19 protein-coding genes, 3 pseudogenes and 1 riboswitch are annotated in these 25,177 nt (G+C 60.5%); of the genes and pseudogenes, 13 read left to right on the forward strand and 9 right to left on the reverse strand.

The features are described 5' to 3' along the window. From ACYQ47_RS00175 to ACYQ47_RS00185, 3 genes and pseudogenes are all read right to left on the reverse strand, one after another. Positions 1–234 (reverse strand): hypothetical protein, encoded by a 234-nt coding sequence (locus ACYQ47_RS00175; protein WP_244828936.1) that lies wholly within the window; start codon positions 232–234, stop codon positions 1–3. 68 nt (positions 235–302) lie between these two features. After that, positions 303–582: pseudogene (locus tag ACYQ47_RS00180) on the reverse strand (chemotaxis protein); the annotation flags it as partial. Positions 583–619: 37 nt separating this feature from the next. After that, complete coding sequence (locus tag ACYQ47_RS00185; protein WP_459904153.1) at positions 620–1,411, reverse strand: 3-hydroxybutyrate dehydrogenase; 792 nt, start codon at positions 1,409–1,411, stop codon at positions 620–622. 154 nt (positions 1,412–1,565) lie between these two features. Between ACYQ47_RS00185 and ACYQ47_RS00190 the strand changes: the two genes are divergently transcribed. From ACYQ47_RS00190 to ACYQ47_RS00205, 4 genes and pseudogenes are all read left to right on the forward strand, one after another. Beyond that, positions 1,566–1,943, forward strand: coding sequence for an ester cyclase (locus ACYQ47_RS00190; protein ID WP_250510467.1), 378 nt, complete (start codon positions 1,566–1,568; stop codon positions 1,941–1,943). Positions 1,944–2,047: 104 nt separating this feature from the next. After that, positions 2,048–2,606 (forward strand): annotated as a pseudogene (locus ACYQ47_RS00195) (carboxymuconolactone decarboxylase family protein). Between the two features lie 9 nt (positions 2,607–2,615). Further along, positions 2,616–3,449 carry a helix-turn-helix domain-containing protein gene (locus tag ACYQ47_RS00200; RefSeq protein WP_309848309.1) on the forward strand — a complete coding sequence of 278 codons (834 nt, stop codon included), beginning with the start codon at positions 2,616–2,618 and terminating at the stop codon, positions 3,447–3,449. Between the two features lie 50 nt (positions 3,450–3,499). Further along, complete coding sequence (locus ACYQ47_RS00205) at positions 3,500–4,207, forward strand: SDR family oxidoreductase (RefSeq protein WP_459904154.1); 708 nt, start codon at positions 3,500–3,502, stop codon at positions 4,205–4,207. Between the two features lie 42 nt (positions 4,208–4,249). Here ACYQ47_RS00205 and ACYQ47_RS00210 read toward each other — a convergent pair whose 3' ends face one another. After that, positions 4,250–5,026: a spherulation-specific family 4 protein gene (locus tag ACYQ47_RS00210; protein WP_459904155.1), complete on the reverse strand. Its 777-nt coding sequence runs from the start codon at positions 5,024–5,026 to the stop codon at positions 4,250–4,252. Between the two features lie 100 nt (positions 5,027–5,126). Continuing rightward, positions 5,127–5,207: riboswitch (cyclic di-GMP riboswitch) on the reverse strand. 383 nt (positions 5,208–5,590) lie between these two features. On the opposite strand from ACYQ47_RS00210, the gene ACYQ47_RS00215 reads away from it, so the two are divergent. The 8 genes and pseudogenes from ACYQ47_RS00215 to ACYQ47_RS00250 all read left to right on the forward strand — a co-directional run. After that, positions 5,591–8,338: a sugar ABC transporter gene (locus ACYQ47_RS00215; protein WP_459904156.1), complete on the forward strand. Its 2,748-nt coding sequence runs from the start codon at positions 5,591–5,593 to the stop codon at positions 8,336–8,338. Then, entirely contained in the window at positions 8,328–12,206 is a 3,879-nt protein-coding gene (locus tag ACYQ47_RS00220; protein WP_459904157.1) for a tetratricopeptide repeat protein, read from the forward strand. Before ACYQ47_RS00215 ends, ACYQ47_RS00220 begins: the two co-directional genes overlap by 11 nt. Positions 12,207–12,238: 32 nt before the next feature. Next, a complete protein-coding gene (locus tag ACYQ47_RS00225) occupies positions 12,239–12,790 on the forward strand; it encodes a penicillin-binding protein activator LpoB (protein WP_250467609.1) in 552 nt (183 codons plus the stop codon). 87 nt (positions 12,791–12,877) lie between these two features. Continuing rightward, positions 12,878–14,266 carry a PelD GGDEF domain-containing protein gene (locus ACYQ47_RS00230; protein WP_459904158.1) on the forward strand — a complete coding sequence of 463 codons (1,389 nt, stop codon included), beginning with the start codon at positions 12,878–12,880 and terminating at the stop codon, positions 14,264–14,266. Beyond that, positions 14,259–15,269 carry a tetratricopeptide repeat protein gene (locus ACYQ47_RS00235; RefSeq protein ID WP_459904159.1) on the forward strand — a complete coding sequence of 337 codons (1,011 nt, stop codon included), beginning with the start codon at positions 14,259–14,261 and terminating at the stop codon, positions 15,267–15,269. Before ACYQ47_RS00230 ends, ACYQ47_RS00235 begins: the two co-directional genes overlap by 8 nt. Further along, positions 15,266–16,903, forward strand: coding sequence for a GT4 family glycosyltransferase PelF (gene pelF / locus ACYQ47_RS00240; RefSeq protein WP_459904160.1), 1,638 nt, complete (start codon positions 15,266–15,268; stop codon positions 16,901–16,903). The genes ACYQ47_RS00235 and pelF overlap by 4 nt, the downstream gene beginning before the upstream one ends. Then, positions 16,903–18,276: an exopolysaccharide Pel transporter PelG gene (gene pelG, locus ACYQ47_RS00245; protein WP_459904161.1), complete on the forward strand. Its 1,374-nt coding sequence runs from the start codon at positions 16,903–16,905 to the stop codon at positions 18,274–18,276. Before pelF ends, pelG begins: the two co-directional genes overlap by 1 nt. Positions 18,277–18,289: 13 nt before the next feature. Next, positions 18,290–19,138 (forward strand): annotated as a pseudogene (locus tag ACYQ47_RS00250) (endo alpha-1,4 polygalactosaminidase); the annotation flags it as partial. Positions 19,139–19,343: 205 nt separating this feature from the next. On the opposite strand, the gene benD reads toward ACYQ47_RS00250, so the two are convergent. The 5 genes from benD to catA all read right to left on the reverse strand — a co-directional run bounded on the left by benD (position 19,344) and on the right by catA (position 24,057). Next, positions 19,344–20,120 carry a benzoate diol dehydrogenase BenD gene (benD, locus tag ACYQ47_RS00255; protein ID WP_459904162.1) on the reverse strand — a complete coding sequence of 259 codons (777 nt, stop codon included), beginning with the start codon at positions 20,118–20,120 and terminating at the stop codon, positions 19,344–19,346. Further along, the gene (benC, locus tag ACYQ47_RS00260; RefSeq protein ID WP_309848319.1) at positions 20,117–21,139 is read right to left on the reverse strand and encodes a benzoate 1,2-dioxygenase electron transfer component BenC; all 1,023 of its coding nucleotides are present in this window, start codon (positions 21,137–21,139) and stop codon (positions 20,117–20,119) included. Before benC ends, benD begins: the two co-directional genes overlap by 4 nt. Before the next feature lie 38 nt (positions 21,140–21,177). Then, positions 21,178–21,666 (reverse strand): benzoate 1,2-dioxygenase small subunit, encoded by a 489-nt coding sequence (benB, locus tag ACYQ47_RS00265; RefSeq protein ID WP_244828895.1) that lies wholly within the window; start codon positions 21,664–21,666, stop codon positions 21,178–21,180. Further along, positions 21,663–23,021, reverse strand: a complete 1,359-nt coding sequence (locus ACYQ47_RS00270) for a Rieske 2Fe-2S domain-containing protein (protein ID WP_459904163.1) — start codon at positions 23,019–23,021, stop codon at positions 21,663–21,665. Before ACYQ47_RS00270 ends, benB begins: the two co-directional genes overlap by 4 nt. 100 nt (positions 23,022–23,121) lie before the next feature. Then, positions 23,122–24,057, reverse strand: a complete 936-nt coding sequence (gene catA / locus ACYQ47_RS00275; protein ID WP_244828893.1) for a catechol 1,2-dioxygenase — start codon at positions 24,055–24,057, stop codon at positions 23,122–23,124. A 175-nt stretch (positions 24,058–24,232) separates the two neighbouring features. Here catA and ACYQ47_RS00280 point away from each other — a divergent pair, with 175 nt between their 5' ends. After that, complete coding sequence (locus tag ACYQ47_RS00280) at positions 24,233–25,156, forward strand: LysR family transcriptional regulator (protein ID WP_244828892.1); 924 nt, start codon at positions 24,233–24,235, stop codon at positions 25,154–25,156. The last annotated feature ends 21 nt before the right edge of the window (positions 25,157–25,177 follow it).

A 25,177-nucleotide genomic window follows, 5' to 3' on the forward strand; every position in this document is an offset into this window, starting at 1 on the left:
TTAGCGGTTGCCGTCGAACAAGTCGTTGAGCATGGTGTCGAATGCGGCTTGCGCCTCTTCGAGCTCTTGCAGGGCGGCGTCGAAGGCCGTCAGCGCGAGTTGCGTCGGGCGGCCGTCGCCTTCGGGCGCGAACTGCTTCTGCAAGGCAAGAAAGGCGGATTGAACCTGGCGCGTCGCGTTGACGATGCGTTCCATCGCGCGCGCTTCTTCTTGCCGGTTGGCTTCTGCGGTCATGTGGGGCACTCCTTGTTGACAATGCCCGATATTATCAAGCGCGGAAGCCTTCGCGGTCCAACTCCGACTCAAGCCGTCGCTTTTGGGCCGGCGACCGTGAACAATCTTACCGCTTCCTCCAGCACCACCGCCCGCTTCGCCGGGCGCTTGGCCGTCACCGCCGCCTGTTCGACCAGCGCCGCGTTCTGCTGGGTCGAATTCGTCGAGATGCGAGACTGCCTGATTCACTTGCGCGATCCATCCGCCTGCTCGCTGCTGGCTTTCGCCACTTCCATGATGATCGCCATACGCGGTTCACCGCTTCGTCGATAGCACGCATTGGCGCGTCGTGCGCGTGACGAGGCGTGCGTTTCGTGCCGATATCGGTGCCGCTTCGCCGGGCGCTTTATTGCGCGCTCCAGCCGCCGTCGATCTTCAACTCCGAACCGCGCATTTCGCTCGCGGCGTCGGAGCAGAGGAACACGGCGAGATCGCCGATCTGCTCCGTCGTCACGAACTGCGCCGACGGCTGCTTCTCGCCGAGCAGCTTCGCGCGGGCGTCGTCGGGCGAGAGCGATTCGCGTGCGGCGAGATCGTCGATCTGCTTCTGCACGAGCGGCGTATGCACGAAGCCGGGGCAGATGGCGTTGACCGTCACGCCGCTTCGCGCGTTTTCGAGCGCGGCGACCTTCGTGAGTCCGAGGATGCCGTGCTTGGCCGCCACATAAGCGGACTTGCCGACCGACCCGACGAGTCCGTGCACCGAAGCGATGTTGATGACGCGTCCCCAGCCGCGCCCGCGCATGCCGGGCAGCGCGACGCGCATGGTGTGAAACGCCGAGCTGAGATTGATGGCGATGATCGCGTCCCAGCGTTCCACCGGGAACTGGTCGATGGTCGCGACATGCTGGATGCCTGCGTTGTTCACGAGAATATCGACCGCGCCGAAGGTTTCGTTGGCGAAGGCGAGCATGGCTTCGATTTCGGCGGGCTTGGTCATATCGGCGTCATGATGCACCGCTTTCACGCCGATGGCTTCGATCTGCGCGAGGGCGCCGTTCACATCGCCGAAGCCGTTCAGCACGAGATTCGCGCCGGCTTGCGCAAGCGCCGTGGCAATGCCTAAGCCGATGCCGCTCGTCGAGCCCGTGACGAGCGCGGTCTTGCCGGCGAGCGATTTCGATGTGAGTTGAGTCATGGACGGATTTCTCGATGAGTTTGAAGGGAGATGCGCGTTCGGCTGACTTTACAAAACGTCGCTAACTTTGCCTAGTGCGTAAAACACCGCGCATCGAAACACGGCCGCAAGGAGCCGATGTTATCTTTGCCAGCAACCCCAAGGAGCCCGACCCATGCTCTCACTCATTTACCGCGACTACATTGCCTGCCTGAACGGCAAGGACTGGACGAAGCTCGGGCAGTTCGTTCACGACGAGGTGTCGTATAACGACGTGCCAGGCACGCTGGCGGGCTATATCGGCATGCTGGAGCGAGATTACGAGCAGATTCCCGATCTGCATTTCAATATCGAACTGCTCGTTGAGGACGCGCAGACGGTTGCGGCGCGCCTGCTGTTCGATTGCTCGCCGAAGGGGACGTTCCTCGGCGTGCCCGTACACGGCCGGCGCGTGTGCTTTCGCGAGAACGTGTTTTATCGATTTCGCGATGAGCGTATCGAGCGGGTGTGGTCGGTCATCGATAAGGCGGCGATTGAAGCGCAAGTCTTGTGAATGATTACATGCCATGTAATTGGCGAGCCTCACGCGCGCTCCTACTCTCTCATCATCGCGGTGCAGCCATGTTGGCTGCACCGTTCGAGAACAAGGAGCCTCTCATGTCGAACCATACCGTTCATACGATTCAAACCGCCCCCGAGCAATCGAAGCCTGTGCTCGAACGCCTGCAACGAACCTTCGGCCTCGTGCCGAACATCGCGGGCGCGATGGCTGCATCGCCCACGCTGATCAATGGCTTCATCGGCTTATTCGAGCGCGTGCACGCGAGCAGGCTCAGCGAGCCGCAGATTCAGACGCTGCTGCTCACCAACGCGGTTGACGAACCGCAGCGAATGGGCCGCCGCGTTTCATACGGCGCTCGCGTTGCAACAGGGCGTGAGCCGCGCCGATGTCGATGCCATCCGCGAAGCACGCTTGCCCGCCGATGCAAACCTCGCCGCGCTCTCGGCGCTGGCGCGCACGCTCATCGACAGGCGCGGCCGGATTGATCGCGCCGACGAAGAGCGTTTCATCGATGCCGGCTTTGGCGCCGCGCAGATACTCGATGTAATCGCGGTCGTGGCGGCATCGACCATCACGAACTACACCGGTAGCGTCACGCAACCGCCGCTCGAAGCGCAGTTCGCCGAGTATGCGTGGCAAGCGCCGACACGTTGAGGAAAGCACATGACGACAGCCGCTCACGCCGAGAAAAGTCGAACGTCGAACGCTATCGGCGACCTGCTGCGTTACTGGCGCGATGTGCGCGGCGTGAGTCAGCTCGGCTTGTCGCTGGACGCGGGCGTATCGCAGCGGCAGATTAGCTTCATCGAAAGCGGCCGCAGCGTGCCGGGCCGGCAGACTGTACTCGATCTTGCCGAGACGCTCGACGTGCCGCTGCGCGAGCGCAATGCGCTGTTGCTTGCAGCAGGCTACGCGCCGCTCTATTCCGATGCGCCGTGGAACGCCGAAGAGATGCAGGGCGTCGTGCGCGCGCTCGAACGCGTGTTGCGTCAGCACGAGCCTTATCCCGCCATCGTCATGGACCGGCATTGGAACGTGCTGATGACCAACGCTGCCGCGCCGCGCTTCTTCAATCGTTTCATCGATATGTCCGCGCGCACGGGGCCGCGCAACATGCTGCATCTGATGTTCGATCCGCTGGGCATGCGCCCGTTCATCGCGGACTGGGATAACGTCGCGCGCAGTCTCTTGCAACGCGTGCATCGCGAAGCAGTAGGGCAGTTCGTCGATGAAGGCACGCGTAATCTCTTCGATGCCTTGCTCGCTTATCCCGATGTGCCGCGCGACTGGCGCTCGCGGGAAGTATCGCGCGGCGCTTCCGCGTTGCCGGTCGTGCCGCTCGGCTTCGTTTTCGAAGGTACGGTGCTTGACTACTTCTCGATGGTGACGACGGTCGGCACGCCGCGAACCATCGCCGCGCAGGAGTTGCGCATCGAGTGTCTCTTTCCCGCCGACGATGCAACGGAAGCGCGGCATTTGGCGACGTTCTCGACATAGGCGCTTGCAGCGCATAGAGTGCTTCATTCGACTCTATGAAGGAGAAACGTATGACGACGACGGACAACGTTGCACTGATCACGGCGGCGGGCAAGGGCATGGGCGCGGCCATCGCGAAGGAACTCGCGGCCAACGGCTACAAAGTCGCGCTGATGTCGCCTTCGGGCAGCGCCGTTACGCTCGCGGAGCAGTTGAACGGCTTCGGCATGACGGGTTCGGTGGCGCAGGACGCGGATATCGAAAAGTTCGTGCAAGGTACGCTCGAAAAATACGGCCGCATCGATGCCGTAGTGAACAACACGGGGCATCCGCCCAAAGGCGATCTCCTCGCACTCGACGACGCCAAATGGCACGAAGGCCTCGACCTCATCATCCTCAACGTGGTGCGTGTGCTGCGCCGCGTGACGCCGGTGTTTCAGAAGCAAGGCGGCGGCGCCGTCGTCAATATTTCGAGCTTCGCAGCGGTGGCGCCGGAGCCGGTGATGCCGGTTTCATCGGCGTTGCGTGCGGCGTTGAGCGCATTCACGCGCCTCTATGCGGAGCGGCACGCGGCGGAAAACATTCGCATCAATTCCGTGCTGCCGGGGTTTATCGATAGCTGGCCGGAAACGCCGGAGATCGTCGCACGCATTCCGGCAGGGCGCTTCGGTAAGACCGAAGAGATTGCGAAGACCGTGGCGTTTCTATTGTCGGACGGCGCGGGCTATATCACCGGACAGAACATCCGCGTCGATGGGGGAATCGTTCGGGCGCTTTGAATGCGATGCCTGTGTCCGGCGTCGCTTCGTGTGGCCGTGATCTCAAGGCGCGATGGCGTCCGCCGTTTCCTGATCCCAATACGGCGGCAGCGCCTTGTAAGGATTCGAACCGGCAAGCGACGTGACATACACGCCGCCCGCGCCATGTGTCTTCGCATACTGAACGACGCCCGGCAACTGCGCGGCCGTTGCGCCATACACCATATGCACGAAGCGGTTCTTCGGATACGCGGCTTGCCAGCTCATCGGTTGATAGCGCGCGTAACTCTTGACCGTGCTCTCGAAGACCACGAACTGATCGGCGGTCGGCAGGCTCGCATAAAGCTCGGGAACGTTCGTTCCCGGGTTACCCATGACCGAGTATGTCGACTTCAATCCCTTGATGTAGTTGTAGATGGACTGATAGAACTGGATGTGCGACATCTGGCTATCGGCCGTCATCTCGTCGATGAAAAAGCCATCGACCTTATAAAGCGTCACGTACGCGTTGATGTCCGCCACGACCGCCGACAGAGAGCGCTTCGCATACGACGTCGATACATAGCCAATCACCTTGCCGCCCGCCGCATGAAGTCGTGTTACGGCGGCGGCATAGGCGACGTCTTCCTTGATACCGGGACCGCTGTTCGGATTCAGAATGGCCGTGGTCGGAACCTTGCGCGCGGTGGCGGTCAAGCTGTTCCAGTTCGAGACGCTGCTCGTGGCATTGAAATACGAGGGGATGACGACGCTGGTGGCCGTGTTGACCGTGTTGGCCGTATTGACCGTTGTGGCCGCGAAGGCCGTGCTAGCGGTGCCCAACAAGGCGGCGAGAGGCATTGCCCACTTCAGACAGTTCAAGCATTTCAAAGCTACGTTCAGCATTTAGCCTCCTGACGCGGTCATTCGAGCCGCTGTCTTTTGGCCCGCCGCACAGACGGCGGGCAACTGGCAAACTCTCGTTAAGAAAGTCCCTTTAGTTTTGCGTCGCCGGATCACTCCGGTTTTGCCCCTCTCCCCTAACGGCAGGCTTTAAGATTTCTTTAGCGTATTAAAAAGAAATCTTTGGCATCGCTTGATGACGCTTGGACGACTCGTTATCTCTCAGCGCGTCGCCAAACGTTTGCCTTAAAGTTCTATTGAACATGGTCGTTAATGCCTAGCAACGTGCACTGGTTTTTTCGATGCATAAGCGGTCTTGAGCGGCTAAAGGTCATGTGCTATCGTGCGCGCCCTTGGCATTTAAGCAAAAAAATATTGCTTCGCGACCCGCGCAACGCGGGCTTTGCGTAGCGCGATTGCGGCTAGCCGAATGAGCTTGCGGTGACGATTTCCTCAAGGCGATGTCCTTGAGAAAAGCGCGCTGCACTCGTATAAAAATCAAACGGGGAAAAGATCTTGCCGATGGAGAAGTGGACCCGGGCACGCGCCGGTATGTTCTCTTGCGCGCGTGCGGAACGGGCGCCTGAACGTTTCGTGATGCGCGTATTGGCAGCCGTTCTGTTGAGCACGGCGGGCCTTGATCCGTTCATCGCTTATGCGCAAGCAGCGGCGCTGCAGTCCAATGCGCCGCGCGCTTCACAGTCCGCTGCATCTCAACCCAATATCGCTTTCTATTACGCGGCGAATCCGCCTGTCGATCAATTGCAGGCATTCGACGCAGTGGTCATCGACCCGGTAGCGGGCTTCGATCCGTCCATGCATCCGCTCGCGCATACGACATGGATCGCGCGTAGTCGAAGCGGCAATGGCGCTGAAATCGAAGCGCTGTGGCAGCGTGGTTATCGCGGATTTTTCCTCGATACGCCAATCGCTCTTGCCGCAGCCCTTCGAATTCATGCGGCGCATCCGGACGCGCGTCTCATCGCGGGTGGCGAGAACATTGCGCAAAGCGCGTTGCCCTATGCAAGCGCGCTATACGCGGTTGTCGGCGATTCGCTGATTCGCGGTATAGACGAAAGTGGTCAGTTCACGGAAGTTCCTGAAGCGTTGCGCGCACGGCGCATGGCGGCGGCGCGCGAATTCACGCAGCAGAGCGGCGTGCCGGTCGTGTCGATCGAGCATTGCAATCGCAACGACCGGCAGTGCGCGCGCGATACAGCGAGCCGCGTCGTGTCCGCAGGCATGCTGCCTTACGTGACGAGCAAGGCGCGCGATGTGGTCGGCATCGGCAAGATAGAAGTGCTGCCGCGCAAGATTCTCGTCGTGCAGGACCGCGATACCAAGGACCCGCTCGATTTAAGCGCGGGGGTGCGTGACCTCGCCACGCCGCTCAATTACATGGGCTACGACGTCGAGTACGCCGACTTTTCGTCGCGCTTGCCGGATAACATCACACCCGACCGTTACGCAGGCGTGGTCGCATGGATTCAGCGCGGCGCGGTGCCCGATGCACAAGTCTGGCAACGATGGGTTGCCGCGCGCATGGCGGATCACATTCCTGTCGCGTTTCTCGGTCAGTTCGGTTTCGATTCAGCCGGTTCCGCTGGCGCCGCGCTCGATCTGCAACCGGTCGGCGGAACGTTCGCGGCGCCCGTCACGGTCGTCAAGAGCGATCCGATGATCGGCTTCGAGATCAGCCCGAAACCGGAACCGCGCGATCTGCAAGGGGTGCGCGTGGGTCCGCGCAGTCAAGCTTTGCTGCGCGTCTCGGCAAGCGGAGAGGAGGTGGACCAAGTCGCGCTCACGCCGTGGGGCGGGTACGCGCTGAGTCCTTACACAGTCGTATCGTTGGACAGCATCGAACAGGAACGCTGGGCCATTCAACCGATGGCCTTCATGAAGGCGGCGCTGCATCTGCAAGACATGCCCGCGCCGAGCGTGACGACGGAAAACGGCCGACGCCTTTTCATGTCGCACGTGGATGGCGATGGCTTCGCCTCACGCGCGGAATTCCCCGGTCCCGACTACTCGGGCGAAGCGTTGTATCAGCAGATATTCACGCGCTATCAAGTGCCGATGACGCTCTCCGTCATCGAAGGCGAAGTCGGTCCTGCCGGTCTGCATCCGGATATCTCGCCCCGTCTGGAAGCCATCGCGCGCAAGATGTTCGCGCTGCCGCATGTCGAGATCGGCACGCATACGTACTCGCATCCGTTTCAGTGGGAACAGGTCGACAGCAAGGGCGCACAGATGGATCGCGGCGGTGGCGACGCGGCGTTCTCGTTGAATATCCCGGGATATCGCTTCAATATCGATCGTGAGATCACGGGCTCGATCGACTATATCAACTCGCGTCTTGCACCTGCCGGCAAGAAGACCGTTCTCCTGCAATGGTCCGGCGACTGCCGTCCGCCTGGCTTCGTCGTGCGCAAGGTGGCCGAGGCGGGCGTCTACAACTTCAATGGCGGCGATACGGTCATCACGAAGTCGGCCAATAGCTGGACCAATATCGCGCCGGTCGGTGTGGACAAGGGACCCGGCGCATATCAGGTCTATGCGCCGAATCAAGACGAGAACGTCTATACCAACGACTGGCAAGGTCCATTCTATGGCTTCACGCGCGTGCTGGAAACGTTCGCGATGACCGAGCGTCCGCAGCGCTTCAAGCCGATCGACATCTATTACCACATGTATAGCGGCACCAAGGTGGCGTCGCTGCGCGCGTTGGATCAGATCTTTTCGACGACACTCAAGCAGCCGGTGATGCCGGTCTATGTGAGCGAGTACATCCGCAAGGTGCTCGACTGGCATACCTTCGCGGTGGCAAAAGACATCGATTCGAAGTCCGGTCAATGGCTCGTGCGCGGCAATGGCGAAGTGCGCGAATTGCACTGGCCGCAAGCGACAAAGCCATCGGTCGATGATGCTTCGGGCGTCACGGGTTTCGCGCCGGGGCCTGACGGTACTTACATCCATATCGATAACGGCAGTGCGCGTTTTGCCATGGGCGGTACAACGACCGCGCCGTATATCGAAGAGGCAAATGGTTTCGTGCGCAACTTTCGCCGCACGCCGCAAGGCATGCAGTTCGAATTTGCCGGCCACTATCAGCCGTTCGTCAAGGTAGCGAACGCGCAGCAGTGCAAGGTCCGCGTCAACGGTCAAAGCGTTGCTGCCCGACGCGATGGCGATTTCCTGCGCTTCGAGACGTCGGCCGATGTGGGATCTATCTTGAACTACAAGCCGGTCGAGGTCGCCTGTGCTCGTTAATCGCCCTCGTATTGCGTCAACGTGGCTCGTGATGTTGCTCGCGGGCGTCGTGTTGATCACGCTATGGTTCATGCATCCGCGTGGCGGATTGCGCAACCGCTTGACATCCACCGATGCACCGAGCGATCTCAGCATCGCTTATCTCGAAGCGTGGCTGCGCGTGCAGCCCGGCAACACGGAGATTCTCTCGGTGCTCGGCACGCAATACGTGCGTCTCGGGCGCGATGAAGATGCGCGCCGCATTGCTGACCGCATGGCCGCCGCGCCTGGTGACGAGCTTCATCGCGCCGCACAGTTGCTGCGTCTGACCGTGGATACGCGCGAGACCTTCGCATTGCCCGCGAACGATCCGGGCCGCGAGGCCGCGCTGGTTCGCCTGCGCACGCAACTGACCAACGCGGCGGCGCTGTCGTGGTCGACTGCGGACTTGCAAATGCTGGCCGAAGCGGCTGCATCCGCAAATGCGCAACAGCTTGCGGGGCAGCTCTATGCGCGGCTTGCCGTGCAGGACCCGGCACAACAGACGCGCTGGAATCGCGAAGTGGTGCGCTTTGCCATGTATGGCGGCGACTATCGCGGCGCGGCGGAAGGCTGGTTCCGTTTGCAAGCGAAGGCACCCACGTTCGATACGAAGCGTGATTGCTTCATCAACGGCATTCGCGCGCTACAGTCGGGCAATCTGCTCGATGAAGCGCTTGGCGCCGCGAAGGAACATGGCGCAGCGTTCGCGCACGATCACGCGACGCTTGTCGTGCTGCTGAATCTGGCGCGCGCGGCGCATCGGCCGGACCTCGTGGATCGTTATGCAAAGGCGCTCGCGGGTTATGCGCAAGCGCAGCCAACGGATGAAGACGGCGCGCTACGGCTGGTCGCGTATCTTCGTGAGCGCGCATCACAGAAAGAATATGCGTACATGGATGGTTCGCAGCCGATGCATACGCACCGTCACGATGTGCATGTCGTTCGTGTTGCCACGCCTGCATCGGCTCCGAACGCCACGGACGATGTCCCGGGTCTCCTGTACCAATCGTTCCTCGAATCGAACGACTTGCAGAACGCACAGCGCGTCGCGAGCGAACAGGTCGAGAAGAATCCCGGCTCGACGGTGTGGACGAAGCGGCTCGCTCAAGTATCCGAATGGAATCACGCGTCGCCGCTCGCGCTCAAGATGTGGCTCGCTTACGCGCAAGCCACGCACGACCCGGAAGGCTGGAAAAACGTCATGCGTCTGGCTCCGATGCTCAACGACGACAACGCGTATCTCGCCGCGTTGATCCAGGCATCGAATGCCGCACCCGCCGATCTCAAGCTGCTCGACTCGGTCGTCGCGGCATACGAACGTCTCGGCCGTCCGGACGATGCACTGGCGTTCCTGCGCACCCGTCAGCGCACGATATCGAACGAGGCCATCGTTTTGCGGCTTGGCCAACTCGCGGAACGCTCGGGCCACGACGATGAAGCGCTCGCCGCTTATCGCGCGCTGAACAAGCGCAATCCGGCGAACACGCAATACGCATTGCGCACCGCGAGCCTTTTGTATCGTCATGGCGACTACAAGGGTGCGCTCGATGCCTTGCTCGCTGCACGCCAAGGCGCCAGGAACGATGACATTCTGTTTTGGCGCAACGCGGCGCAACTGGCGCGTCTCCTGCAACGCGATGACATCGCCAACGACGCGTACAAGCATCTGCTTGCAAGCGGCGAGGCCACGTCCGAAGACTTGAGCGCCATGACGTACTTCTACGACGCTTATCCAGTCGATGCCGCTCGCACTTCGGAGTTGCAGTATCGCCGCGATCGTTCGCCGCGCTCACTGGAAAGCGCAGTCCACTATTACACCGATGCCGAGCAATACGATCGCGCCGATGCATTGCTCAAAAGCCTGAGCCCGGAGCAACTCGCCGTTGCGTCCGAGTCGCCGTCGTTCCTGCGCATTCGCGCCGAATACTATCGACAGACGAACCGTCCGCTCGATGCGCTCGCCGATCTTCAACATGCCGTCACGCTGCCGGGTGCCGCGCTCGACTTGCGCGCGGCATTGCTCTGGACGCTCGTCGACTACGGCACGGATGCGCAATTGCACGACGCGCTCAAGCCATGGCGCGATACGCCTGCGCAAGAGCCCGCGTTGTGGGGCCCGCTCGCTGCTGCCTATATGCGCTTGAACAAGCCTGAAGCCGCGCTCAAGTACTTGCGTCTGCAAGCGGCGTCCGCATCGCGTGATCCGCTGTGGCAGTTGAGCTATGCCGAAGCGCAAGAGATGGCGGGACGCAGCGACCTCGCATGGTCCATTCGCCGCAATGTCTGGCGCCAGATGCAGGACGAGGAAGCGGCCGTTCGCGCGAACACGGCGGTGGGAAAGAACATCGTGCAGACGCACCAGTCGCAAGGCAGTGAAGTGCGTGAACAACTGCAAGGCCGGCGCGTGACGCTGGCATCGATATTCGAGAACGCGGATGTATCGAAGGCATTGCTGATCGACCTGCTCGCAACCGATGCCGGGCGCAACGACGACACCGCCGCACGCCGCACCTTGTTGGGCGATACGGCCGGTCTTCCCGCTGCGCAATTGGAGGCATCGAACGCGAATGCATCTCCGAAAGAGACACAACTGACCTCGTCCGTTGCACGCGATGTCGCGCTTGCCTGGGCCATGTCGCACGAAGCGAATCCGTTGGCGAAGCGCTGGCTCGCGCGTCAATACGCCGACGTGCTGGTTCAGCCTTCGGAGCAGTTGATCGCCATTGCGCTTGCCGACAACGACAAGCCCGCGATGGAACGTCTTCTCGATGATCAGAAGGCGCGCCTGCCGATCTATGACCGTATCGATGCATCGATCGCGGTGGATCGTCCGGGCGATGCACAAAAGCTCGCGTTTCAAGGCCTCGAAGATGCGCCCTATGACGATGAACTTCATGGCCGCCTCGTGCAGACCTCACTGACGTGGCCGCAATCGCTCGATGCAAGCGTCACGAGTTATGTCGAACATCCGCTCGATTACATCGAGCAGACTCTTGGCGGCAGCCTCAAGATCGCGGACAAATACATGATCGGCGTGAAGGGCGTTCAACGCTTCCAGCATTCGACGGATTCATCGCAACTCACCGATGTCCCTTCGGTGGATCGCTCCTTGGAAGTCTTCGCGCGCCGCCAGACTTACGACACGGCGTTCATGGTCACCGTGGGCCGCCGCGAAGCGCTCGACAGTTTTTACAGCGTATCGGCGGGTGCCGAATGGGGCCGAAATTCCGCTTTGTCGCTCGCCGTGAAGGCGGGCTACAACCAGACCGCACGCGAGTCGCAAGTGTTGCAAGTGGGCGGTGTGAAGGACAACGTCGCAGGCACCGTGACGTATCGCGCGACGGAAAGCCTCTATGCCACGGGCACGGTCGAAGCCGATCGCTTCTATAGCCAGGCGCGTAACTATCTCGGTAGCGGCGTGCTGTCGACGGGCGAGCTCGGTTATCGCATTCGCACGAATTATCCGGACTACACGCTGCGCCTGATGGGCGCGCATGGCGGATACGGCGCAAGTGGCGCCGCCGATGGCCTGATCTCGCGCCTCATTCCGGTGACCGCCGGTCCGGTGAGTGCGGCGAGCTTCATTCCGCAAAGCTACTCGCAATACGGCCTGTTCTTCGGTTTCGGCAACGATCTGCTCGATCAATACACGCGCGCATGGCGGCCATTCTTCGATGCAGGCGTGCTGCACGACTCGAATCAGGGCTGGGGACCGTCCATCAGTCTTGGCCTCGCGGGCACCGTGTTCGGCGGCGATCATGCGGCGCTTTATTTCTCGCATCAGCGTGTGTCGCGTCTCGGTACGCCGGTCACGCAAATCGGTGCGCGCTATAGCTGGTTTTATTGAAACGATTCTGGATCCACGGAAGGGGAAGCAACATGCACGGTATCAAACGACTCGCGCGTTCAGGCGCATGGTGTGTGGCGGCAACCGCGCTCGCGCTTGCAATGAGCGCATGCGGAACGGTGCGTCAGACGGCCGGCCCGACGCTCACGCATGGCGACAAGGTGGCTGTCGTGTCCATCGCCAACTACACGGAAACGCCGGATGCGGGCAAGAGCGCCGAATCCATCGCGGCGAATACGCTGCGCGCAGGCGGTGTCGGTGATGTACGTATCGCTCCCGCCGATACCAACCGCAACGCGCTCTTCGATAACGCGCAACGCGGCGATGGCGACAAATCGCTCGAATGGGCACGCTCGCAAAACGCGCGCTATGTGCTGACGGGCGCGGTCGAGGAATGGCGCTACAAGACCGGCGTAGATGGCGAACCGGTAGTGGGCGTGACCTTCGAACTGATCGATGTCGCGAACGGCTCGGTCGTCTGGAGCGCAACGGGAACGCGTACGGGCTGGAGCCGCTCGGCATTGTCGAGTGTGGCGACCACTTTGATCGGCAATGTGCTGTCGCCGTTGCAAGCGCGCCAGTAAGTCGCCGATCAAGCTTGCCCGCCTGCCGCCGACATACAGGATGCAGGCCGATACGAAATAAGCACGAGACAAGAAAAGGAAATGGCCGTGAATACCGCAGCCGTCGAAACCAACCCGGGCGCCGCCAAGCGCCACGCGCATCCGTTCGGCAATTTGGGCCGCGTGCGCCGCTTTCTCGCGCCCGCGGTGGCGCGGCCCTTCGCTATCGTCGAAAGCGTCGCGCTGATGCTCATCATGCTGTCTGTCGCGCGCTGGCTTCAGCATGACGATCCCTTACTCGTGCGCGGCGGCTTTCCGTGGCTATGGATGGTGCCGCTGCTCGTCGCGTTGCGCTACGGTACGCTGCTTGGCTTGCTGTCCAGCTCCATCATGTTCGGTGTGTGGGAGTTGTTCTATCCGCCGGGCGGCACGTTTCCCGCGTTGTATTTCGCGGGCGGTCTTTGTCAGACGATCCTTGCCGGTCATTTCGGCGATACGTGGGGCAGCCGCGCGGAACGTGCATCGTCGCTGAACGATTATCTGAACGACCGCCTCGTTGCGTTGACCAACAGTCACTACTTGCTGCGTCTTTCGCATGAGCGGCTTGAGAAGGATCTGCTGTCGCGTCCGACGACGTTGCGCGATTCGATCACCGAGTTGCGGCGGCTTTCCGTCGCCGGCGACACGGCGAAGAACGATTCATCGATGCGCGGCGCGGATGGCCTGCTCGAGTTCATCGCGCAAGCATGTCAAATTGAAGTGGCCGCGCTTTTTCCGGTGCATCGCGGCAAACTGGGCATGGAGCCGATCGCCCAACTCGGCGATGCCTTCACGCTCAAGCTCGACGATGAACTCGTCATGCATGCGCTCGCCACGCAAAACGTCGCGCATCTGAAGAACGTCGATTCGACCGTGCCGGTCAGCGAGTATCTCGTCTGCGCGCCGCTGGTATCCGCCGATGGCGAATTGCGTGCGTTGCTCGTCATCAAGCGCATGCCGTTCCTGTCGCTCAACTTCGACAATCTGCAACTCCTGCTGGTGCTGTTGGGTTACTACGCCGATGGCGTGGCGCACGCGTCCTTCGTGCAGCGCATTGTCGATCAGGTACCCGATTGTCCGCATGAATTCGCGCTCGATCTCGGCCGTCTGACGCGTCTGCAGAAGAAAGCGGGCGTGGCTTCCTCGCTGGTCGCGCTCGTGTTTCCGCGCGATGAAGAAGGCGATGAACTCTTCGAACACGTCATACGCCGCCGCCGTTCGCTCGACGTCATGTGGCCCCTGCAGACGCCGCGGCAATCCGTGCTGCTCAATCTCATGCCCGCAACGGATACGACCGGCATCGACGGCTATCTCGCGCGTATCGAAGCAAGTCTGAAAGCGCAGTTCAATACCGACCTCGAAGGCGCGCGCGTTGGCGTGCATACGCTGCATCTCGAAGGCGAGGAACCGGGCGCGGCGCTCAAGCGTCTTCTCAAGCGAAGTGGCCTCGATGTTTAAAGGGTCCTCACTCCTCATCGGCGCGCTCGCGGCTATCGTCGCGGGAATCGTGCAATACCTTGCGATTGCGAGCCTGATGCAGGCGCCGGGCGCGTTCGATCCGCTCATGCGCTTCCTGGCTTGGCAGGCCGCAGCGGGTCTGGCGGAAGCCGTTGCGTTTCGCGCCTGGTTGCCACAAAACTATCGCGAGCCGCTCGCGTGGTCGTTGCTCTCGTTGTGGCTTGCGTGCACGTTCGTACCGCTCTTGGGTGGCGTCGTGGTGCTCGTGAGCTGCATCTGGGCAGCGCTCTTTCCCGCGCTCAAGGAAAGCGGCGAACTCGACGATGTCGCGCGTCCCAAATTCGTCACGTATCTGGTGTCGCGCGTTCAGCATGGCGGCGGCGCGCGCTTGCAGGCACGTCTTGCGAACACGCAGGTGGCATCGACGGATCGACTGTCCGCGCTGGTTGCCATTCAGAGCATGCCGACCCGCACCACCGGCACCTTGCTGCGCGACTTGCTCGCCGATCCCCTGGAAGATATTCGCCTGATTGCATACGGCACGTTGGACCATGCCGAGAACGAGATCATGCAGAAAATCTTCAGAACGAGCAAAACGCTCGAAGCAACCGGGAAGCCGGCCGAGCGTCACGCGCTGAATCGTCTGCTTGCCGAACTCTACTTCGAGCTCGTGTACCAGAATCTCGTGCAAGGCGCGGTCTACAAGCACACGCTGCAGCAAGCCGACCGCTACGCGCAGGCCGCGCTTGAAACCGATTCATCGGATGCCGCACTGTGGCTCATTCGCGGACGTCTGGCGCTTGCAAGCGGCTTGCCCGATGAAGCGCATGAACACATTGGCCGCGCGCTCGAGCTCGGCTTTCCGCGCGAACGTCTCGTTCCCTGGCTTGCCGAAGCGGACTTTCTGCGCGGCGAATATTCACGCGTGGCGAGCCTTCTGGCGACGCTCGGCAATGCCGCTTCGTTGCCCACGCTCAAACCGGTTGTGAAGTACTGGTCATGATGAAAGAACTCCCGATCCGCCGCGCCGCCAATGCCGATGTCTGCCTTCTCCTCGAAGGCACGTTCCCGTTCGTGCGCGGCGGGGTATCGAGCTGGGTCAACGAGATGATCCGCTCTTACCCCGACACACGCTTCGCGATCGTCTTCATAGGCAGCCAGAAGTCGGACTATGCGGGCGTCGCTTATGCATTGCCCGACAACGTCGTGCATATCGAAACGCATTACCTGTACGAGCCGACCACGGCGGATTTCACGCCGCGCGCGGCCGCTGGCGACAGCGCCGCGTTCGTGCGCTCGCAGCAGTTGCACGACACCTTGCGCGACCCGCGTAACGGCCGCGATGCTGGCGCGTTGCTCGCCGACATGATCCCGATGATCGGCACGAGCGGCGCGCTCAACGAAGAGCAGTTCCTCACGAGCCGCGCGGCGTGGCATACCATCGTCGATCAATACGAGCAGTTCTGCACGGACCCGTCCTTCACCGATTACTTCTGGACCGTGCGTATCATGCACAAGCCGCTGTGGCAGCTTGCGCGCGTGGCGGAGCAGTTGTTGCCGGCCAAGGTTTATCACACGGTATCGACGGGATATAGCGGCTTTCTCGGCGCGTTGATGCACTACCGTACCGGACGGCCCTTGCTGATCTCCGAGCATGGCATCTATACGAAGGAACGCAAGATCGACTTGCTGCAAAGCCAGTGGATTCGCGACAACCGCGGTGTGTTCGAACGCGACATCTCGCGGGTGAGTTACTTCCGCGAACTGTGGGTGCGTTTCTTCGAAGCGATCGGCAAGCTTGCCTACGACGCCGCCGACGATATCGTCGCGCTCTACGAAGCGAATCGCCAGCGTCAGGTGATGGACGGTGCGCGTGCCGAGCGCACGCAGTGTATCCCCAACGGCATCGACGTCGATGCGCTCGGGCCGCTCGTCGCGCAACGCAAGCCGCGTTCGAATCGCGTGGTTGCGCTGATCGGACGCGTGGTGCCGATCAAGGACATCAAGACTTTCATTCGCGCGATCTTCATCGCGTCGCGCAGCATGCCGGACCTGGAAGGCTGGATCATCGGACCGGAAGAAGAAGATCCCGCCTATGCGCTCGAATGCCGCGCATTGGTGGAGAGTCTCGGCTTGAGCCGCAATCTCAAGTTTCTCGGCTTTCAGCGTATTGACGACATGCTTCCGCAAGTCGATGTCATCGCGCTGACCTCGATCAGCGAAGCGCTGCCGCTCGTGGTGCTCGAAGGTTTCGCAGCGGGCGTGCCCGCCATCACGACGGATGTCGGGTCGTGCCGCCAATTGATCGAAGGCGTGGATGAGGAAGATCGCGCGCTCGGATCGGCGGGCGGCGTCGTGCAGCTTGCGGACCCGGCCGCGTTCGCGCAGGCCGTGCTGTCCTTGCTCGCGGATGAAACGCGCTGGCAAGCCGCACAACAAGCCGGTCTTGCACGCGTGCGCCGCTATTACACGAAGAAGCAGATGATCGACCGTTATCGCGCGCTGTATGACCGTCTGTCGGCACTGCCGGATCGCGCGCGCAGCGGCATGTCGGCAAGCGCCGCGCAATGCCCGATGCATCATCACAAACCGGCAGGCGCCGCGAAAGAGCCGCTTGCATCGCAGGAGTCACGCTGATGGCCGGCATTGGTTTCGAATTGCGCAAGATCATGCGCCGCGACACGCTCGCGGGCGTGGCGCGCGCGTATGCCTATGCAGGGTTGATCAGTTCAGGTCCGCTCATTCTGTCGATCTTCGGCATTTTGATCATCGGGCTCATCAGCCTGGCTTCAGTGATACCGAAGTTTGCGATCGTACAGTTTCAGGTGTCGGTGACATATTTGATCGCGCTTAGTCTGATATTGACGGGACCGTTGCAACTCTCGTTCACGCGCTTCATTTCCGACCGCTTGTTTGAGAAGCGCGATGACCTCGTGCTGTCCAATTACAACGGCGTCGTGCTCGTGTCTTCGGCTCTTTCGAGCGTGGCTGCGGTCGTTGCGATGTTGCTGGGCTTTCGTGAAGAGCCGATCGTCTATCGCCTGTTGATGATTACCGGCTTCGTCGTGGTCGGCAATATCTGGATCGCGGTGATCTTTCTGTCGAGCGTGAAGCAGTATCGGCAGATTCTTTACGTGTTTGCCGTGGGTTATGCGTGCGTCGTTTGTCTTGCGCTCGCACTGAACGGCTATGGACTTATCGGTTTGCTGGGCGGCTTCGTGGCCGGCCATATCGTCTTGCTGGCGGGTTTGTCGGGCTTGATTTACCGGAACTATCGCAGCGAGCGCTTCGTGTCGTTCGAAGTGTTCGAAGGACGTTATGCTTATCCTAGTCTCGCGCTCGTCGGCTTGCTGTTCAATATCGGCGTGTGGCTCGACAAGTTCATGTTCTGGTATGCGCCGGGCACGGGTACGCGAGTCATTGGGCCGCTGAATGCATCGGTGATCTACGACATCCCCATTTTTATCGCTTACGTATGCGTGATGCCGGGCATGGCGACGTTCCTCGTCCGTATCGAAGCGGACTTCGTCGAATACTACGACGCGTTCTACGACGCCGTGCGCAGCGGCGCGACGCTGCGCCATATCAGCGAGATGCGCGACATGATGGTGGGCAGCGTGCGTGCCGGGCTCTATGAAATCATCAAGGTGCAGACGGTGGTGCTGCTGCTGATCGTTGCGTTCGGTGAGCGCGTGCTGGGCTTGCTCGGCATCTCGCCCTTGTATATGCCGCTTTTGGTCGTCGATGTCGTGTCCGCGAGTCTGCAAGTGCTGCTGCTCGGCCTGCTCAACGTGTTCTTCTATCTCGATGGACGACGCACCGTCATGAAGCTCACCGGCGCGTTCGTTCTGTTGAATGGCCTTTTTACGGGCATTACGTTGCGGCTCGGACCGGATTTCTACGGCTATGGGTTCGCACTGGCGTTGCTCGTCGTCGTGGTGGCCGCCGTGAAGGTGCTCGACCGCAAGTTCCTGTCTCTCGAATACGAGACTTACATGCTGCGCGGCTGAGTGGCTTAACGACATGAACAAATTCGTCCGGCGATCTGGCCTGCGCGCATTGCTGCATTTCGCGAGAATCGCCGCCTTCGGGGCGATGGTGACTGCCGCGCACGCGCAAACGCCATCGGTCGCGCTGTATTACGGCGCAAATCCGCCTGTCGAGGAACTCACCGGTTTCGATGTCGTCGTAGTCGAGCCCGATGCACATTTCGATCCGCAAGCTCATGCGGATACGCACACGGCGTGGTTTGCTTACGTGAGCATCGGCGAAGTGAATCCGCATCGCGCTTACTTCAAGGCGATTCCGTCTGCGTGGATGCCTGGCGTGAATCAGGCGTGGGCGTCGCATGTGGTGGATCAAACGGCGGCGCAATGGCCGGCGTTCGTCGTGAACAAGGTTATCGCACCGTTGTGGAAGAAGGGTTATCGCGGCTTCTTTCTCGATACGCTCGATTCGTATCAGCTGATCGCCACGACCGATGCCGCGCGTGCGGCACAGGAAGCGGGACTCGTGCGCGTCATTCGCGCCATCAAGGCGCGTTATCCGGAAGCGAAGCTGATCTTCAATCGCGGCTTTGAAGTGCTGCCTCAAGTGCATGAATCAGCCTGGATGGTCGCGTTCGAATCGCTGTATCGCGGCTGGGATGCAGGCAAGCAACGCTATACGGAAGTACCGCAGGCCGACCGCGACTGGCTGCTGATGCAGGCCACGACCATCCGCGATCGATACCATCTGCCGGTCCTTTCGATCGACTATTGCGCACCCGCCGACGCCGATTGCAAGGCCGCGACGTCCACACGCATCGCGGCCGACGGCATCGTGCCCTATGTCACCGATGGCGCGCTCGCCACGGTAGGCACAGGAGCGCTACCAGCGAATTGAACGCAACGAAGAACAACATCATCTGAGAGAGCAAAGCCATGTATGGCATCGTCGGCGCCATACCCAACGCAATATCGTTCCCGTATTGATCGAAGGGCTGCACGGATGTGGATAAGCCGCGGACTCTGGCAAAGTCGGTCACGGTGGAGTGAGGGGCCATTGCGAACACTGAGCAGCAGCGTGTTCCTTGGTCTCACCCATTATCCCCACCCGCCACGGCCAGCACCGCACCCGTGATATACGCCGCCTCATCCGAGGCAAGAAAGAGAATCGGCGCTATCTGCTCGTCGAGCGTGCCGTAACGCTTGAGGAAGGTCGACTCGGTGACCTGCTTGACCGCCTCGCCCATCCACGCTTTCTCTTGCTCGCTATCGCCTGAGGCGTTACGAGGCACTCGTCGCGGAGGTGCCTCTGTCCCGCCGGGCGCAGCCGCAACGACGCGGATGTTGTACGCGCCGTACTCCATCGCAAGCGATTGAGTCATCGCGTTCACGCCACCCTTCGCCGCGGAGTACGGTACGCGCCGAATCCCGCGAGTCGCATTCGATGAAATGTTGACGATGGTGCCGCAACCCTGCGCGAGCATGTACGGAAGCACGGCATGACACGCGTAAAGCGTTGGCATAAGCGAACGCCGAATCTCCGCATCGATATGCGCGGGCTCGAACTCCGCGAAAGGGCGCATGCGAATGGCGCCGCCCACGCCGTTGATGAGAATGTCGATCCGACCGAACCTGTTCTTTGCAAAAGCCATCGTCGATGCCGCACCGTCGTAGGTTTCGAGATCGGCGACAAACGCAGCCGCATCATCGCTTTGTGCTTCAGCGGCGACGTCCGCCACGAAGTCCGCTCGATCGACGAATAGAACCTTCGCTCCTTCCGCGATCGCACGAAGCGCAACGCCCCGCCCGATCCCTTGCGCCGCGCCTGTGACCACCATGACTTTGCCGGCGAATCGGTTGGTGTTCATGCGGTCTCCGGCGCGGCGTTAGGGGTGAACTTCTCGTAGTGGAAGCTATTCGGCTTCACGCCGGTATCGTCGAAGTACTTGCGCACGGCATCGACCATTGGAGGAGGACCGCAGAGATAGACATCGACGTCACCGTCATTCAATGACTCTGCCGACATGTGCTGCGTGACCCAGCCTTTGCGTGGATGATCCGATTCGGCATCGGCCACGACGGTGCTGTAAGTGAAGTGCGGGAGCTTCATGGCATACGCAGCTATTGCATCGGTTTGCACGAGGTCGAGGTCTCGCGTCACACCGTAGATGAGATGAACCCTTTGCTGCGCGTTCGTCCGGTATAAGACTTCCAGCATCGACAAGAAGGGCGCTAAACCAGTGCCACCCGCAAGAAAGAGCAACGGCCGCTCGACGGGGCGCAGATAGAAGCTACCCAGCGGCCCGGTCAATTGGGTCTTGTCGCCCGGCTGCGCGGATTCGAGCCAGGTACTCATCACGCCGCCTGGAATCTTTTTGATCAGGAAGCTGACCTTGCTTGCACCAGGCGCGGAAGAGAACGAATAGGAGCGATGCTGCCCGCTGCCCGGCACATCGATATTGACGTATTGACCGGCGAGGAACACAGGCGCGGCAGCTTCGACATCGAATTCGAGCACGACGGCTGCGTCGTTATGCGGTTCGACCTTCGCGACGGTCGCGGCAAATTTGCTTTGCTCGGTCTTGCACACTACTGACGATGCCGGCACTGCAATCACGCAGTCGCTTTGCGGCACCATCTGGCACGTGAGGACAAGGCCGGTTTCCTTTTCGTCGTCGCTTAGCGCGTCTTCGATATAGTCGTCGCCGAGGTCGTACGCGCCGCTTTCCGCGCGGCATTTGCAGGTGCCGCATACGCCGTCGGAGCAATCCATCGGCAAGTTGATCCGGGCTCGAAATGCGGCATCGAGGACCTTCTCGCCCGCCTTGCATTCGACAAAGCGAGTCACGCCGTCTTCGAAGTTCAATGCGATGCTGTAGCTAGACATGTTGTCTCCTGCTTCGTGTCTCGTTCCCATCAAGCACTTCAGACGTGATAGACGTCGAGTACCTGGCGGATATAGTCGTTCTTCAACGCAATCTTCTTGCTGGCAATCAAGAGACGGTCATCCACCTTGCGGAAGGTAACGAAAATGGTGCCGAAGAAATAGTCGGTCATCTTGTAGCGATGGCTCTGCGTAGTGAAGTTGTAGCGCACGTCCACTTCATTCGCGCGTTCGGCCAGCAGCTCGACGTTCGTCACGTTGTGGCTGGTGCGCGGTTCCGGCATCGACGCACCGCTGCGCTCGGTCTTGATGCGGAACACTCGATCTTCCAGGCCGCCACGGTCGGCGTAGTACATCAAGGAGATTTGACTGTGCGGGTCGTCGGTGAGCTTGTCATCGTCGTCCCAGGCGGGCATCCAGTACTCGACGTCTTCGGTGTAGCAAGCGAGCCACTCGTCCCACTGACGGTCATCTAGAAAGCGCGCCTCTTGATAGAGCGCGGCACAGACCTTTTGATAGTCGATGCTCATACCGTCGCCTCCGTCTGTTCCTTGCGTAGAGCTTCGCGCATGACGTGCATCCAGTACTCGTGTTGCACCACGAAGAGCCCTTCGTCTTCGCTGCGCTCGCCCGAGATAAGCGGCTTCAGTCCCATGCCTTTTGCGTTCGCATCGGGTCCGTGCACCCATAGCGGCGCGCCGCGCGACATGTCGTTCCACATCGATGTCGTGCTCGCATAGCCCGCCTGACACGCGCGAAATTCTTCGAGGTCGTCGCTCGTGCCCATGCCCGAGACGTTGAAAAAGTCTTCGTATTGACGAATGCGGATGGCACGGCTTTCCGCGCTCTCGCCTTTGGGTGCGAAGCAGAAGATGTTCACTTCGGTCTTGTCGACGCTGATCGGGCGGATCACGCGAATCTGCGTGCTGAACTGGTCCATCAAGAACACGTTCGGATACACACAAAGATTGCGCGTCTGATTGACGATGTACTTCGCCTTTTCGTCGCCCACGCGTGCTGCGATCTCATCGCGATGTTGATACACCGGACGCACTTCCGGATTCATCGTGTTGGTCCAAAGCAGGATATGTCCATGCTCGAAGCCATATACGCCAGCGACGGACTTGCTCCAGCCGTTGGCATCGACGGCCTTCGTGCCTTCGACCTTGCGACGGCCCATGGTTGCAGCGTAGTTCCAGTGCACGGTGCTGACGTGATAGCCGTCGCAGCCGTTTTCCATCTGCATCTTCCAGTTGCCGTCGTAGATGTACGAGGAATTGCCGCGCAACACTTCGAGACCTTCAGGCGCCTGCGAGACGATCTGATCGATGATGACCTTGGTCTCGCCGAGATAGTCTTCGAGCGGCATGACGTCTTCGCTCAGGCTGCCGAAAAGGAAGCCACGGTAGTTCTGAAAGCGCGCAACCTTCTTCAAGTCGTGCGAGCCTTGCTTATTGAACTGCACCGGGTACTCGGTCGTCTTCTCGTCCTTGACCTTCAATAGCTTGCCTGCGTTGGAAAACGTCCAGCCGTGGAACGGGCACGTGAAGCTGCCCTTGTTGCCATGCTTGCGACGGCAGAGCATCGCACCCTTGTGTGCGCAGGCATTGATGACGGCGTGCAATTCGCCGACCTTGTCACGCGTGATGACGATCGGCTGACGGCCGATCCACGTGGTGTAGTAATCGTTGTTGTCTGGAATCTGGCTCTCGTGCGCGAGATACACCCAATTACTCTCGAAGATGTGCTTCATTTCGAGTTTATACAAATCGGCGTTCGTGAAAATATCGCGGCGGCAGCGGAACACACCGCTTTCCTTGTCATCCTGAACGGCGTTGTTCAGCAAGTCGTCCAGTTGTCGCGCTTTATCGATGGTTGCGGGCATGACTCGTCTCCCTATGCAGGCTTCGTGCGAAGCGCTTGCATCGGTTCAAAGAATTTGCGAAAGAGGTTTGGCCGCGTAACAGCGGCGGCCGCGCGGGCGGTTAAGCCGCGACAGATACGCGAGGGCGATTGACCAGCTGGTTGTCCTTACCTTGAACCAGCGGAGTCAACTCGATGTTGAATTCGATTTCCTTGTACGCGTCGGACTTGAGTCCCAGCGCAGCACCGCCCGTCTTCCCGATCACGCGCGGCACGAGTTCCTCGCGAGTCGCATAGGCAAAATCATCCCAGATGAGCGGGTCGCCTTCGATGTTGATTTGCGTCGTGAGCTTGCGAGTCTTGTCGCTAGTCACGAAGAAATGCACGTGCGCCGGACGATTGCCGTGGCGCGCGATGAGGTCGAGCAGTTGCTGAGTCGCGCCGTGCGGCGGGCAGCCGTAACCCACGGGCATGAGCGTGCGGAATTCGTATTTGCCATCGGCACCCGTCTTTACCGCGCCACGAAGATTGAAGGCGTCTTGCGCGCCCGTCGGGTCGAAGTGCGAATAGAAGCCCTTCGAGTTTGCGTGCCAGCATTCCACGACCGCATTCGGTACGGGCTTGCCATCCGGGCTCGTCACCGTGCCGCGGATGATGAGCGGACCCGCGTCTTCGTCCGCGTTGATGTCGATTCTGGAGACGCCATCACGCACCGGAGCGCCGGCAACGTACAACGGACCTTCAATGGTGCGCGGCGTGCCGCCGTGGATATCTGCTTCACGGTCTTCCGCATCCATGCGGATGTCGAGATACTTCTCGATACCGAGACCAGCGGCCAAGAGTGCAGCCTCGCCATCTTGTCCGAGCTTGTTGAAATAGGTCACGCCGGCCCAGATCTCGTCGGGTGTCATGTCGAGGTCGTCGATGGCCTTGAAGAGGTCACCCAGCAAGCGATGAGTGATCTGCTTGGCGCGTGCGTTACCGTCCTTGCTTCCGAGATTCGCAGCGGCCTTCAAGAGGTCCTGCGCTTCCTTCGAATCGAACACTTTGACGCTCATTTGTCTGCTCCTGAATCTCTTGTTCGGTGGGGGTTAACCCTCGTTTTTCCGCAGTCCGTATAATGTTTGGAAGGTATGATCGGCGGCGAAAACAGAGTGTGATTGCAGAATAATGAGCCGCCAGACCGCCGTCCAACACTGATTTGGTATCGGGCTATACCAAGGAGGTATAGAAATGGAATTGCGACACCTGCGCTATTTCGTGGCCGTGGCGGAAGAGCGGAACTTCACGCGCGCCGCGCAGCGGCTCAACATCGCGCAGCCGCCACTGAGCCGTCAGATTCAGCAGCTCGAAGAGACGCTGGGCGTTCAACTGCTCGAGCGCAACTCGCGGCCGCTCAAGCTGACAGAGACGGGCAAGTTCTTTTATTCGCATGCCGCGCAGCTGATTGCGCAGACGTCCGAACTCGAATCGATGACAAGGCGCGTTGGCAATATCGAACGCAGCTTGTCCGTTGGTTTCGTAGGCTCGACGCTATACGGCATGCTGCCCAAGATCATCCGCCGCTTTCGCGACGAAAATCCTACCGTCGAGTTGAGTCTGCATGAGATGTCGACGATGGACCAGCTTCGCGCGCTCAAGGACGGTCATATCGACGTGGGGTTCGGTCGAATCCGCAATGAAGACGCGAATATTCGCCGGGTCATTCTGCGGGAAGAAAAGATGATCGTGGCGCTTCCGCAGGGGCATGCGCTCTCGGTTCTCAAGCCGGTGCTCGCGCTGCGTGACTTGCTCAACGAAACGTTGATCGTCTATCCGAAGGCGCCTCGCCCGAGTTACGCGGACCAGGTGCTTGCCGCTTTCAAGGACCGGGCGCTCGAACCCCGGCGAATTTACGAAGTGCGCGAGCTGCAGATAGCGCTTGGTCTCGTGGCGGCGGGTGAAGGCATCTCGATCGTGCCGAGCAGTGTGTATGGCCTCAAGCGTGATGATGTGAGTTACAAGGACCTGGACGACCCCACGCTGGTTTCGCCCATCATCATGAGCATGCGAGCGCTCGACGAATCGCGCGACATTCGCGAGATGCTCGAATTGATTTATCGGCTCTACGATGAGGAACACGTGCCTTACGCGCCTCGCACCGACCGAGGGCGCTAAGTTTCGATACCTGGCGAGTAT

This window comes from Caballeronia sp. HLA56 (assembly GCF_054655155.1).

Excerpts from the sequence above, each read along its gene's own strand:
- ACYQ47_RS00175 (WP_244828936.1), bottom strand. The coding sequence starts at position 234 with ATGACCGCAGAAGCCAACCGGCAAGAAGAAGCGCGCGCGATGGAACGC.
- ACYQ47_RS00185 (WP_459904153.1), bottom strand. The coding sequence starts at position 1,411 with ATGACTCAACTCACATCGAAATCGCTCGCCGGCAAGACCGCGCTCGTC.
- ACYQ47_RS00190 (WP_250510467.1), top strand. The coding sequence starts at position 1,566 with ATGCTCTCACTCATTTACCGCGACTACATTGCCTGCCTGAACGGCAAG.
- ACYQ47_RS00200 (WP_309848309.1), top strand. The coding sequence starts at position 2,616 with ATGACGACAGCCGCTCACGCCGAGAAAAGTCGAACGTCGAACGCTATC.
- ACYQ47_RS00205 (WP_459904154.1), top strand. The coding sequence starts at position 3,500 with ATGACGACGACGGACAACGTTGCACTGATCACGGCGGCGGGCAAGGGC.
- ACYQ47_RS00210 (WP_459904155.1), bottom strand. The coding sequence starts at position 5,026 with ATGCCTCTCGCCGCCTTGTTGGGCACCGCTAGCACGGCCTTCGCGGCC.
- ACYQ47_RS00215 (WP_459904156.1), top strand. The coding sequence starts at position 5,591 with ATGGAGAAGTGGACCCGGGCACGCGCCGGTATGTTCTCTTGCGCGCGT.
- ACYQ47_RS00225 (WP_250467609.1), top strand. The coding sequence starts at position 12,239 with ATGCACGGTATCAAACGACTCGCGCGTTCAGGCGCATGGTGTGTGGCG.
- ACYQ47_RS00235 (WP_459904159.1), top strand. The coding sequence starts at position 14,259 with ATGTTTAAAGGGTCCTCACTCCTCATCGGCGCGCTCGCGGCTATCGTC.
- pelF (WP_459904160.1), top strand. The coding sequence starts at position 15,266 with ATGATGAAAGAACTCCCGATCCGCCGCGCCGCCAATGCCGATGTCTGC.
- pelG (WP_459904161.1), top strand. The coding sequence starts at position 16,903 with ATGGCCGGCATTGGTTTCGAATTGCGCAAGATCATGCGCCGCGACACG.
- benD (WP_459904162.1), bottom strand. The coding sequence starts at position 20,120 with ATGAACACCAACCGATTCGCCGGCAAAGTCATGGTGGTCACAGGCGCG.
- benC (WP_309848319.1), bottom strand. The coding sequence starts at position 21,139 with ATGTCTAGCTACAGCATCGCATTGAACTTCGAAGACGGCGTGACTCGC.
- benB (WP_244828895.1), bottom strand. The coding sequence starts at position 21,666 with ATGAGCATCGACTATCAAAAGGTCTGTGCCGCGCTCTATCAAGAGGCG.
- ACYQ47_RS00270 (WP_459904163.1), bottom strand. The coding sequence starts at position 23,021 with ATGCCCGCAACCATCGATAAAGCGCGACAACTGGACGACTTGCTGAAC.
- catA (WP_244828893.1), bottom strand. The coding sequence starts at position 24,057 with ATGAGCGTCAAAGTGTTCGATTCGAAGGAAGCGCAGGACCTCTTGAAG.
- ACYQ47_RS00280 (WP_244828892.1), top strand. The coding sequence starts at position 24,233 with ATGGAATTGCGACACCTGCGCTATTTCGTGGCCGTGGCGGAAGAGCGG.